The organism is Kangiella spongicola (assembly GCF_003194565.2).
In the GTDB taxonomy this organism is placed as follows: Bacteria; Pseudomonadota; Gammaproteobacteria; order Enterobacterales; family Kangiellaceae; genus Kangiella; species Kangiella spongicola.
On sequence record NZ_QICH01000003.1, the window covers coordinates 509645 to 522542 of the forward strand.

11 protein-coding genes and 1 tRNA gene are annotated in these 12898 nt (G+C 42.1%); 5 read left to right on the forward strand and 7 right to left on the reverse strand.

The genetic code is table 11. From position 1 onward, the window contains the following. Positions 1-3: 3 nt before the first annotated feature. The 3 genes from cmoB to DL796_RS11155 all read left to right on the forward strand — a co-directional run bounded on the left by cmoB (position 4) and on the right by DL796_RS11155 (position 2131). On the forward strand, positions 4-996 hold the full coding sequence (gene cmoB, locus DL796_RS11145; protein WP_110201770.1) for a tRNA 5-methoxyuridine(34)/uridine 5-oxyacetic acid(34) synthase CmoB: 993 nt from the start codon (positions 4-6) through the stop codon (positions 994-996). A gap of 1 nt (position 997) precedes the next feature. Next, complete coding sequence (locus DL796_RS11150) at positions 998-1672, forward strand: pseudouridine synthase (RefSeq protein WP_110201771.1); 675 nt, start codon at positions 998-1000, stop codon at positions 1670-1672. Between the two features lie 382 nt (positions 1673-2054). Continuing rightward, positions 2055-2131: transfer RNA gene (locus tag DL796_RS11155), tRNA-Arg, on the forward strand. A gap of 8 nt (positions 2132-2139) precedes the next feature. On the opposite strand, the gene DL796_RS11160 is transcribed toward DL796_RS11155, so the two are convergent. Further along, positions 2140-2685: a DUF2489 domain-containing protein gene (locus tag DL796_RS11160; protein ID WP_227593067.1), complete on the reverse strand. Its 546-nt coding sequence runs from the start codon at positions 2683-2685 to the stop codon at positions 2140-2142. A gap of 232 nt (positions 2686-2917) precedes the next feature. Here DL796_RS11160 and pheA point away from each other — a divergent pair, with 232 nt between their 5' ends. Beyond that, complete coding sequence (gene pheA / locus DL796_RS11165; RefSeq protein ID WP_227593068.1) at positions 2918-4180, forward strand: prephenate dehydratase; 1263 nt, start codon at positions 2918-2920, stop codon at positions 4178-4180. Between the two features lie 8 nt (positions 4181-4188). Further along, a complete protein-coding gene (locus tag DL796_RS11170) occupies positions 4189-5217 on the forward strand; it encodes a 3-deoxy-7-phosphoheptulonate synthase (protein WP_320158222.1) in 1029 nt (342 codons plus the stop codon). A 53-nt stretch (positions 5218-5270) separates the two neighbouring features. Here the strand turns inward: DL796_RS11170 and DL796_RS11175 are convergent, their stop codons facing one another. From DL796_RS11175 to lolA, 6 genes are all read right to left on the reverse strand, one after another. Then, entirely contained in the window at positions 5271-6665 is a 1395-nt protein-coding gene (locus DL796_RS11175) for an amidohydrolase family protein (RefSeq protein WP_170114258.1), read from the reverse strand. Positions 6666-6709: 44 nt separating this feature from the next. Beyond that, a complete protein-coding gene (locus tag DL796_RS11180; protein ID WP_110201774.1) occupies positions 6710-8983 on the reverse strand; it encodes a mechanosensitive ion channel domain-containing protein in 2274 nt (757 codons plus the stop codon). 182 nt (positions 8984-9165) lie between these two features. Further along, entirely contained in the window at positions 9166-10434 is a 1269-nt protein-coding gene (serS, locus tag DL796_RS11185) for a serine--tRNA ligase (protein WP_110201775.1), read from the reverse strand. A gap of 25 nt (positions 10435-10459) precedes the next feature. Then, entirely contained in the window at positions 10460-10843 is a 384-nt protein-coding gene (crcB, locus tag DL796_RS11190) for a fluoride efflux transporter CrcB (RefSeq protein WP_110201776.1), read from the reverse strand. Between the two features lies 1 nt (position 10844). Then, positions 10845-12185 carry a replication-associated recombination protein A gene (locus DL796_RS11195; protein ID WP_110201777.1) on the reverse strand — a complete coding sequence of 447 codons (1341 nt, stop codon included), beginning with the start codon at positions 12183-12185 and terminating at the stop codon, positions 10845-10847. 23 nt (positions 12186-12208) lie between these two features. After that, the gene (gene lolA, locus DL796_RS11200) at positions 12209-12880 is read right to left on the reverse strand and encodes an outer membrane lipoprotein chaperone LolA (RefSeq protein WP_110201778.1); all 672 of its coding nucleotides are present in this window, start codon (positions 12878-12880) and stop codon (positions 12209-12211) included. Positions 12881-12898 lie beyond the last annotated feature (18 nt).

A 12898-nucleotide genomic window follows, 5' to 3' on the forward strand; every position in this document is an offset into this window, starting at 1 on the left:
CTTATGTTTAGTTTTAATGATACTTACGATGCCATAGCCAATACACGCCTACACCCTTGGGTTGAAGGTTTTAAAAAAGCCGTTCACAAACGTATGGCTGACTATACCCACGGCAATATTTCCCAGTGGATAGAGCTTATAAAGAAGCTGCCTGATATTACTCCTGATCAAATCGACATTACGAATAAGGTTTCGATAGGTAGTCGTTCGCAGTTGTCGGATACGGAGTTTGAACAGCTAGAGCATTTGCTAAAACAATTCCACCCTTGGAGAAAAGGTCCCTATCATTTATTCGGCCAGCATATCGACACCGAATGGCGTTCGGACTGGAAGTGGGATCGCATCAAAAACCATATTAGTCCTCTAGACGACAAAATCGTATTAGACGTAGGCTGCGGTAATGGTTATCACTGTTGGCGTATGGCGGCCCAAAACCCGAAACTGGTGCTTGGCATTGACCCTTCGCAACTGTTCTTAATGCAGTTTGCCATCATGCAAAAATACCTTTCCGACTACCCGGTGCATTATTTACCGATTGGCCTAGAGTACATGCCTCAAAACCTTGATAGACAAGGCTTTGATACGATTTTCTCGATGGGCGTGTTATACCACAGACGCTCCCCTATCGATCATATTTTGCACCTCAAAAACCTGTTGAAACCGGGTGGCGAGCTAGTACTAGAAACCCTAGTGGTTGATGGTGAGGATGATCAGTGTTTAATCCCACGAGATCGCTACGCACAGATGAATAATGTGTGGTTTATTCCAACTACTGGAATGTTGAAAAACTGGATGAGGAAATGTGGCCTAGAAGACGTTCAAGTAGCAAATGTCTCCACTACCAGTACTGAAGAGCAGCGTGCTACGGATTGGATGACTTTTCAGTCCTTAGAACACTATCTCGATCCACAAGACAAAAACTTAACTATCGAAGGCTATCCAGCTCCAAAGCGCGCCTTCATGGTTGCGCGAAAGCCATTGCAGAAAAAGGCATAACATGTCCAACAAAGACTACCATATTGTCCCTTTTTGCGCGGCGCCAGTTCGGATCATCAAGCCTAATAAAAACTTTCTATTCGTGGCAAAACCTGCTGGTTTATTGACCATCCCTGGCCGCCATGAAGAAAATAAAGACTGCCTCATTACACGGTTACAGCAACATCCTAAGTCAAACACAGCTACTGTGGTGCATAGACTCGACATGGCAACTTCGGGCATCATGGTTGTGGCATTAAGCAAAATGGCTCACCGTGAAATCAGCAGACAATTCGAACATCGTGAAACGCAGAAACATTACATCGCGGTAGTAGACGGTATCGTAGCCGAGGACAACGGCATCATTGATAAACCGATGATTGCCGATTGGCCAAACCGACCGAAGCAAAAAATAGACTTCGAGGTTGGTAAAAAAGCAGTGACCGAATGGGAAGTTCTTGAAAGAAATGTCGAAAAAAACCAAACTAAGCTCAAGTTAACGCCAATTACAGGCCGAAGCCACCAGCTCCGTTTACACTGCCTAGAGCTTGGACATCCTATTCTTGGTTGTAATTTATATTCGAAAGATGGCTCCGAAAGCAAAGCCCCACGGTTGTTACTGCATGCTGAATCATTAACCATAAAAGATCCCAAGACTGGGCAAGCTGTAACAGCAAAGGCACCCTGCGCTTTTTAGCTTGATTAAGAAAGAAAGACTTGTCAAAATACCGCGCTTTGAGCAATTGCGATAATAGACTATCACAGCAAGCTTATTACAGGTTACAGGTAAGGTTTAAAACACGTACCCGTAGCTGAAATAGTTAGAATAGTATTACAATTTAGCACCCGTAGCTGGGTCTGCCCCTTCTCTGAAGGAGATAGGGTACAGTTGGATTGGAGCTAAGCTCCAGGATTCCCCAGCAAGTAGTAGCTCAAATAGTTAGAATAGTATTACAATTTTGCACCCGTAGCTGGGTCTGCCCCTTCTCCGCAGGAGATAGGGTACAGTTGGATTGGAGCGAAGCTCCAAGAGTCCATAAGCAAGTATTAAATTAAATAGTTAGATAGAGTAAAAAAACGCACCCGTAGCTCAGTTGGATAGAGCGTCGCCCTCCGGAGGCGAAGGCCACAGGTTCGACTCCTGTCGGGTGCGCCATTTCTTATTTAAGAAGAGCCAATATTTGTATACAACGGCTCTTTGGCTTTTGAAAACTTTTCAACGGTTGTATCAACCGCCTTTTTAATCTCTTCCTGGTGTTCTACTTCGATCTTATTCATTTCAAGCGTATATGCCATTTTTTGACGTTTCTCTAATTTACCCCATGCTTCATGGGTCGGGATATGCGACGTTTTATCATAAACCGTGTAGAAAACTTCAAAAGGCTTGCGACTAAGATCATCTAACCTTAACTGATCAATTAAGACTTTTAGACGAATACAACCCTCAATCGTTGGACATTGCTCTTGTTGCATGGCTTTAGAAATAGAGCTGATGCTATCGACAACTGAAGCGACTTTATCATGCTCCTTCAGCTCAAAATCACTTTTACTAGATGCTAACGACGCTTTTTGTTTCTTAAGCTTTATCAACAAGTAACAAGCGTAAATAGCTAGCACCAGTGTAATAAAAGAAGCAATGTAATAGAAATAAATCATAGTTTCACCAGGCGTATGTGTGCCGATATCAATATGCGCTAAGGATACATCCATTCGCTAACCATTTACAGCCCTAGAAAATTAATAGGTCCTTTTATGAGGATATCTGCATATATATGTTGATTTATATTAATTACTGGGGTTACTATGAAAATCATGAAAAACACAGCGAAGCAATATTACTTTTACTTTTTTACTCCAAACCCTTGGGAGGAGCTGCGTTCATCTGCTAGAAAGTAAAAGATAACCGTCATGCTAAAAACCTCCCAACTGGGAGGTTTTTTTTTTGCTTAAACAAATTACTGGTGCAATAAAGATTACAGGACAGACTATGAAAGAGGCGCAAAAAAACTCAAATAATTACTACGAGCAACTTAACGATTTACGTCAATCAATCGGTCAGTTAGACGAGGACTTATTAAGAATCTTTGCCGAAAGAAGAAAGCTCAGCTTAAAAGTAGCCAACAATAAATTAGCCACGGGAAAAAAAGTCCGCGATCAGGCACAAGAAAAGAATCTTCTCAGCAATCTAACGAAAAAGGGCCAGGCACTTGGGATTGAGCCGAGCGTGACGCTAAGCCTTTTTCATAACATCATAGAAGACTCTGTGAGAAGTCAGTATGATTTTTTTCTTGAAAACTGCGCCCAAGAGTCGCTTGAGCCCCTAACACTTGCTGTATTGGGAGAGCCTGACTCATACAGTCATATAGCAGCGCAACAACATTTTGCAACAAAGAAGCGACGCTTCACACCTGAGTTCTGCCCTAATTTCCTATCAATTTTTAAATCGATAGACGCTAAAAGAGCAGACATCGGGATAGTCCCCATCGAAAATACAACGGCAGGCAATATCACGGAAGTGTACGATCTGCTTCTGCAATACCAGCTCAAAATTGTTGGGGAAGAAAAGCTCAAAGTAAAACACTGCCTAGTAGCACCCAAAGGTGCGAGCCTAGAAACTATTAAGGATGTGTATTCCCATCCTCAGGCTATTGCTCAGTGTAAAGCTTTTTTCAATCAGCACCCTCACATTAATAGCCACTTCAGGAGTAGCACTAGTTCCGCTCTGAAGTTAGTTGCTGAATATCAGAATCCAAGTATTGCCGCTATAGCCAGTGAGCAAGCAGCAGAAAGTTCGGGCCTTGAAGTACTGAGTTATGCAATTAATAACTACCAAGAAAACTATACTCGCTTTTTATTAATCGCTAATCAGGAAGTTAATGTTCCGAACGCAGTACCCGCAAAGACTACTTTGACGCTACAAACATCGCAACAGCCAGGCGCCTTACTCGACTGCCTACAAGTTTTTAAAAGTCATGGCATTAATATGACTAAACTAGAGTCTCGCCCTATTCCTACAAAGCCCTGGCAAGAATTGTTTTATATTGATTTTGAAGGCAATGCTAATGAAATCAATATTAAAACAGCGATTAGCGAACTCAAAACAGTTGCTACGGAGGTTACCGTCCTAGGTACTTATCCACTGCATGACATTTTAGCGACTAAGCTTGATCACCACGCCCTTAGCAACCAACTTAATAAACTATAGAGGGGTTTATGATGACACCTAACAATACTATTCATAATAAAAATATTCATAGGCTTGATTTGCTGACAACTCCAGAAGCATTAAAAATTAAAGTCCCATTAACTGAGAAGTCTGCCAAGACAGTCATTCAAGGCCGCAATACAATCCAGCGGATATTAGACGGTAAAGACGAACGTACCTTGATTATCGCTGGCCCTTGCTCCATTCACGATATAGACAGCGCTAAGGAATATGCTCATCGCTTGAAAAAGCTTCACGATGAGTTATCAGACAAGCTGTTTATCGTGATGAGGGCTTACTTCGAGAAACCTAGAACAAGCGTAGGCTGGAAAGGGTTAATCAATGATCCAAATTTAGATGGCAGCAACGATATGAATCTAGGTTTATACAAGGCTCGTGAACTACTTGCTTGGATTGCGGAATTAGGTTTGCCGACAGCAACCGAGGCTCTAGATCCAGTAACGCCACAGTATATTGCTGACTTGATTAGCTGGTCAGCTGTTGGTGCTCGAACAACCGAATCTCATACACACCGAGAAATGGCATCTGGCTTATCCATGCCCGTTGGCTTTAAAAATAGTACCGACGGTTCTTTATCAGCCGCAGTAAACGCTATTATTAGCGCGCAATCGCCTCACACTTTTATTGGTATTGATAATGGTGGCAACACCGCCCTTTTGCACACCACCGGTAATCCTTATTCACACATTATTCTTCGTGGTGGCAAAAAGCCGAACTATGACTCAGCCAGTGTAGAAGCTTGTATTAAACAACTGAAGCAAGCCAATCTTCCTCCACGCATTATTATTGATGCTAGTCACGGTAACTCTAGTAAAGACTTTAAGAAACAACCTATGGTAGCCAAGAGTGTGATGGAGCAAATTTCAAACGGTAATCAAGCAATCAAAGGCATAATGTTAGAAGGTCACTTAGTCGAAGGGAATCAGTCTCTCTCCGAAAATCTAACTTATGGGCAATCAATTACCGATAGCTGTATTGGCTGGCAGGAAACGGAGTGCTTATTGAGGTCCTTATAATTAGCTTCATAAAAGTTAAAGCCGGTATTTAACCGGCTGTATTAATATTCATCTCATGCATCAGGGTATTTTAGAGTTAGATTTTCCTCCTTAGGCATCCCCTTTTCTTTATAAATAGTCCCGCCCTTCACGACTAAGTCAACGTGTTGCAATAGATTAATATACTTCAACGCGTCCCCCTTTACAGCAATAATGTCTGCATACTTACCTGGAACAACTGTTCCCAAGTCTTGCTCTACGCCCATGAACTTCGCAGGCCAATAGGTCGCAGCCTGAATTGCCTCCATTACCGGAACGTTAAACTCGTCTACCCAAACCTGTAGCTCGTGCCAGGTGGACTGACAATGAAACTTCATAGGGATACCACTGTCTGTGCCCACTAACAAAATAGCTCCACTGTTGCGCAACTGGTTAAATTTTTTCTTTAGGGTTGGTTTTCTTTTAGGCGTTAGCTGCATATAGCTAAGCCGCTCGGGGTGTAGAATTGATTGCTTAATATCATCAACTGTTTCTTTGCTTAACCCTCTCGTCCAACATCGATTATCAAGCTCTTCTGAGTTCTCTCTTACATATTCGTAATTCCACAAGCCTTCAACCGTAGGCGTCCAGAACAAAGGCCCACCACTGATGCGCCCCTTCGCTGTCCTTTCTTTAAGCATTGTCATAATATCATCTGGGTACTCTGGAGCCGTGGTAAGCCCAGTATGCTCAAAGTTATCGACCCCAATTTTTAAACCAACCCTAATTTCATCAGGTTTATGAGAGTGTCCGACAACCTTCATACCCAACTTATGCGCTTCATCCACAACGGCTTTAGCATGCGACAAAGACATAACATCATGGTCAATAAGTTTTACCACATCCATGCCAGCATCTTTAAGTTTACGAACTTTGTTCCTAGCATCACGCTCGCTAGAAATGCCCCAGCGGAATGCTTCTTTACCAGGGTATGGCTTGTGTTGTAAGAATGGTCCAGACATAAACATTCTTGGACCACTTAACTCGCCATTGTTAATCGCTTCTTTAATCTGTTGCGACTCTTTAAGGGGCGCACCTAAATCGCGTGCGCTAGTTACCCCCGCTAGCAATAACTGCTCAGCGGAAGCTGGCATAATTTCGTTACCAAGCTTGTTAATATAGGCTTTATCCCAGTATTTATAATCGGAGTGCCCATTGATCATCAGGTGCACATGCATATCCCACAAGCCCGGTAAAACAGTCATCCCTTCTGTCGAAATAGTTTGGTAACCTTCCGGTACTGGCAGCTCTTTTTCAGTGCCGACAGCTACAATACGTTCGCCTTTAACCAAAATAACGCTGTCATGAATAACCTTCCCGCCTGTACCATCAACCAGCATCCCACCAACAAAGGCTTTAAGCTCTTCCCCGCTGGACGCTGACGTCATTAATAGCATTAGAATTAATGGGAATAATATTTTTATACGCATGATGACCTCATATTATGGCTCTTTTGTAGTGGTTATAATTGTTGTTAGTCGTCTTTACTTTTGTTGTTATCATTTTTAGTAGGTAGTGATTCACCAGTAATAGATTGTAGCGGCAATGAACTGGAATCTTTGTCGCCATCTTTTACTATATTTAGGTGCACATCGCGTTGTGGGAAAGGGATATCAATACCGTATTTTTTAAGAGCGGTATCCAGTTCCCACATATAAATACTTTTAATGCGTGTCGGTCTGCGAACGCCAAAATGAGCTACCCAAACTAATAGCAAGAAGTTGATACTATTATCACCAAATTCGGTAAGCCATACTTCAGGCTCCTTACCTGGAACATTTCGTAAGGTGTACTGGACGTTAGTGGCGGCTTCCATGGCTGCCTTTTTGACGATATCTTTGTCCGTTCCATAAGCAACACCAAAAGGTATTTTTACGCGTCTAGTAGACTCTTTTAAGGTCCAGTTGGTAACAATATTGGTGACCATGTAAGAGTTTGGAATAATGACATCAATATTGTCATTGGTGTTAATTCGTGTGCTTCGTGTCTTGATTTCTTTAACTTGTCCAGTAGTACCGTCTTCTAGCTCGATATAATCACCAACCTTTAATGTTTTTTCAAACATGATGGTTAAACCAGAAACAAAGTTACTTACTAAGTTCTGCAAACCAAAACCGATACCAACTGATAATGCACCAGCAATCAGTGTTAAATTACTCAAGTTTAATCCTAGGGCACTAAAACCAGCCACGGCGGCAATAAAAATAATCAAGTAATGGATTAAACGATGAAGCAAATACAGTCCTGAGCTATTTTTAATCTTATGGCGCTTCTCAAAACGATGAATAATAAAACTAACGAGCTTAGATACTAAGTAACCAACAAGAACGATAAAAAATAATTGGATTAAGGGCAGTAAAGTGATTGGACGCTCGTTAATACTAAATAGTGGCTTGTTGGCAAACTGTACCGTGGCATCCCATGCGTCAACAGTAAATTCTTTTACTGAATCCCATGTCTTATTGAGCCCAGTCTGCTGTTTATCTTCAATATCAGTCAGCATTGCTAGTATTAACTGATTATCGCTAATGGTTGCACGAACATCGGAAATAGCTCGTAATATATGTTGAGCTTTTTGTCGTCTTTGATCTGACAGTTTTTGTAGTTTCTTAACATCCTTAGTGGACTGCTGACGCAATGCAATGTCAGACGATAATAAGGTATCCCTAGCTAAGGTCTCAGCTTTAACCACTTCTGCCTCTGCTAAACGAACCGCTTCTTCCGAATCAGCAATAGCCAATTTCACTTCATCAAGATCCGCATCTTCAGGAGACTCTAAAATTGCAATTTCGGCAAGCTTATCCTGATCATTTGCACGTTCTAGTTTAAGCAAGACCTCATGATAAGCGAGCAGAGTCAAAGCTAAATCAAGTTTCAGAATTTCATAACTGGTAAAGCCAATACTGGTTTCTGAAATATCACGACTGAGCTTTAGGTTTAACTGCTTGAGGTCATCGTCCAACTCATCTTTTTCAGCTATTAGCTTTTTACGAGCATCCTCTGGGTACGGCTCTATCGTAAGTCTCTGTTTAGCAGACTCTAGCGTCTCCTCTAGACTCAACAACTCGTTATTAAGTTTATCTTCTCTCGCTTCGAGGTTTTTTAGCAGCTCTTCTTCAATAACTTTACTTAATTGACTGTTGACCCAGTTCAAGACAATCCCGAGTTGCTCAAGACCTCCAGTATCGCTGTTTAGATAAGAAACTTTTAAAACATCGATCGTTTCTGAGGTTTGCCCAATACTTTCTTTGACACGAGCGATTTCATCCTGAGTCTGGCTTAATAAGTAATCCACCTGCTGGATTAGCTGGTTTATCTCTAAATACTCTTGCACGGAGTAAGATTCTTTTAAAACCAGTTCTCCAGGAATATCCGAACTTTCTTTCTTTTGATAACGGAGTTTTTTGTATTCTTGAGCCAAGTTTCGAATGATAGCGACTCTTTCTAGTAACTCGCCCCGTTTTTCTCCCTCAACTTCTTTAGCGGCTTTTTCTAGCTTATCAACAAATTGTTTAAATTCGTTTTCAAAAGTCTTCGCTTCTTCTAGCTCCTGATATTGGTTCCACCAACGGTTGCTCATATCTTTGAAGCTAGGAACAGATTCTTCTTCACTATTCTTTTGTTGGTTTAATAAATTCAGAGGATCGTTTGAGCTTGCGGCATGAGAGTTGGGTACTGCAATAACAAGGGAAAGCAGCAGAGCTAGAATAGCACTTAGTCTTTGAAACACTATGTTGAAAGTATTCATTATTCCTTATTCTATAAAGGTGAAATGTCAGCGATACAGTCTTATTAAAAACTTTTTGATACAAACAGTCTACCACTAGTCTTAAACAAGTATTCCCTCAATACGAAAAACTTTGTAAATCCATGCGATATCGGAACGATAAACAGTCATAAAAAAAGCTGCACAAGGCAGCTTTTTTATTTTTAATCTAAGTATGGCTTTAGAACCTCAGGAATATCAATAGAGCCATCTTCTTTCTGGTAATTCTCTAACACGGCTACTAATGTTCTACCAACCGCTAGACCAGAGCCATTTAGTGTATGCAGAAGTTCTGGCTTGCCAGTTTCTGGGTTTCTCCAACGAGCTTGCATACGTCTTGCTTGGAAGTCTCCAGTATTACTGCATGAAGATATCTCACGGTAAGTATTCTGGCTTGGTAACCACACTTCGATATCATAAGTTTTAGTCGCACCAAATCCAATATCGCCTGAACATAAATTGACAACACGATAAGGCAATTCAAGCAATTGGAGTACTTTTTCGGCGTGGCCAACTAAGTCCTCTAAAGCTTGCATCGACTCTTCTGGCTTAGTCATTTTAACCAGCTCAACTTTTTCGAATTGATGCAAACGAATCAAACCACGAACGTCACGACCGTAAGAACCTGCTTCACTTCTAAAGCACGGTGTATGGGCTGTAAACTTCATCGGCAAGGCATCAGCCTCTACAATTTCATCACGCACCATATTAGTCACAGGAACTTCAGCCGTAGGAATCATATAAAGCTGCTTACCGTCTTGGTTTTTACCCTGAGCTTTAAACAAGTCCTCTTCGAACTTAGGCAACTGTCCCGTACCGGTTAAACTTTCTGCATTAACCATATAAGGCACATAAATCTCTTCATAACCATGCTCTTTACTATGAAGATCTAACATGAACTGGATTAATGCACGATGTAATTTAGCGACAACCCCCTTCTTAACCACAAAGCGACTCGCTGAAATCTTAGCCGCACTAGCGAAATCGATGCCGCCAAGACCTTCGCCAATTTCGACGTGATCCTTTGGTTCAAAAGAAAACTCTTTCGGCGTGCCCCAGCGACGAACTTCAACATTATCATCTTCGTCTTTACCAAATGGCACTGACTCATCCAGGATGTTAGGAATGCCAGCCAGCATATCATCCAGCTCAGTCATCACTTCGCTTAAGCGCTCTTTTGCGCTATCAAGCTTTTTGCCTAAGTCAGCAACTTGATCTAGTAAAGGCTGAATATCTTCGCCACGGGCTTTTGCTTGTCCAATGGACTTGGAGCGTGTGTTACGCTCATTTTGTAATTCTTGAGTGTCTACCTGGAGCTTTTTACGCTCGCCTTCCAGTTTTTGGTAAGTAGCAACGTCCAATTCAAACCCACGTTTAGCAAGGTTTGCAGCTACAGCTTCAATGTCATTACGTAATAATTTTGGATCAAGCATTAGAATTTATGAGTTTAGTCAAGATTTAGCTCGACATTCTACCACCAAGCCAAGCGCCAACAAACACGAAAAGCAAGCAAAGTACTAAATTTCCTAGAATATTTGCGCCAGCTTTGAACCAAAACTGCTGTTGAAGGAGTGTCATGGTTTCCACAGAAAAGCTTGAGAAGGTTGTCAAAGCACCTAAAAAGCCGATAAGCACGCCCTCTTTTAAAGTCATGGAGACTTGTCCACTCTGCCAATAACTGATCAAAAACCCAGCCATAAAGCAGCCGATAACATTAGCGATCAGGGTTCCGTACAGAAAATAATCACCAAACAGCCACTCAGACAAATCACGAATTTTAAAGCGCGCAATGGCTCCAAGTGCACCACCGGCACCTATAGCACCAATCACTACCCAGTTCATGCTATCTCCTTCTCCGCGCTTCGTCAGTTCGTTGCTGTAGCCAAGCCATCTTTTCAGCAATCTTTTTTTCCAGACCTCTTGGTACTGGCTGATAATAATCTACTGGCCGTTTTTGCTCAGGGAAGTACTCTTGGCCCGCCGAAAAAGCATCCGGTTCGTTATGGTCATAACGATAACCAGCGCCATACTCCAGATCTTTCATCAGACTTGTTGGAGCATTTCGAATATGCATCGGGACTTCATAGCTTGGTTCATTGCTTACGTCTTTTCGCGCCTGATTATAAGCGCTATATACAGCGTTACTTTTAGGGGCGCAGGCTAAATATAGAATGGCTTGTGCAATGGTTAACTCACCTTCGGGACTTCCTAAGCGTTCTTGAACATCCCACGCATTGAGCGCCATAGTCAAACCGCGTGGATCAGCATTTCCTATATCCTCACTCGCCATGCGCACCACTCTTCTCGCGACGTACAAGGGATCGCAACCGCCATCGAGCATACGGCAATACCAATAAAGCGCAGCGTTTGGATCGCTGCCACGAACTGACTTATGTAAGGCGGAAATCTGATCATAAAAATGCTCACCACCCTTATCAAATCGGCGCAAAGATTGAGTGAGCGTTTCTTCAAGAATTTTATGATTAATCTTTGGTGACTGCTCATTGTCCGCTAAAGCGAGTTCAGAGGACAATTCAAGAATATTAAGTAGACGCCGGCCATCACCGTCAGCAGCCTGAATTAGAATGTCTGCGGACTCAGGCTCAATGCTCAGGTTTAGATTACCCAAACCATGCTCTGTATCACTAATCGCACGGTCTAGTAATTGTTTTAAAGCTTCATTAGATAGATTTTTAAGGACAAATACACGAGCGCGTGACAGCAATGCGTTGTTTAGCTCAAAGGATGGGTTCTCAGTGGTAGCGCCAATAAAAGTCACGGTACCGTTTTCGACATAGGGCAAGAACGCATCTTGCTGCGCCTTATTAAAACGGTGTACCTCATCGACAAACAGTAAAGTTTGCTTGCCTTGTGCTTGGTATTGCTTAGCTTCTTCAACTGCAGCGCGAATATCCTTAACGCCTGCCAATACGGCGGAAATGGTTATAAAGTGCGCGTTAGAAGTGTTCGCGATCAAACGAGCTAAGGTGGTTTTACCGGTTCCGGGGGGGCCCCAGAAGATCATTGAAAAAGGCTTTTGTGCCTCTATTGCTTGAAAAAGTGGTTTGCCTTTCGAAAGCAGGTGCTCTTGGCCGACATAATCCTCAATTCGTTGAGGACGCATACGATCGGCCAGAGGTGCATAGACTTGTGAGTCGTCAAACAGTTGATTTTGTTCGCTCATTGACGTTAATAAACATTGCTTGATTAGTTATCAGCATTGTCCGCCACTTCTTTGCGATTATCAATGACATCTACTCCTTGTGGTGCAACAAAGGTAAAGTGGTCATCAGCGAACTCTGGTTCTAAATCTACATCTGAAAACTCAATCAAAGTGCTTTGACCAAGGTTATCACTAACCTGTAAAGCGACTAAATCATCGCCATTGAACTCTATTAATAACCTTTCAAACAAAGCATCTTCAGCTTTAGAGCTTAACTGGAAAATTGAGGTACTGGGCGTGTCAGAAGCTATTTCTGCCACATTATAATCATCGACGATATCGACCTTATCTTTCGTTAAAATAGCAGCAGGTGTCGTGTCTAAGCTGGCATCTAGACCTGATACATTAATCTGCTCAATATCACGGTCAAACTGCCACAAATTAACACCATCTGCGACAATTTCCTGCTCATAAGGATCTTTCACCACCCAGCGAAACTGTTTTGGACGTTGTAATTCAAAGTAACCGTTTGAAGAATCTAAAACGATGTTAAATTCATCGCGTATTTCTTGCGTAAAAGTCGCTTTATAGCTACTGATATTGTCGAGTTTTTCTTGTAATTTATGCGCGGCATCGGCCTGTACGCTTAAGCTTGCAAACAGCAAACTAAAGCCAAGAGTCAAAATACGCAGCGATTGTTCAAATAAAAATTTCATAGTTTACCCTTACAAAAG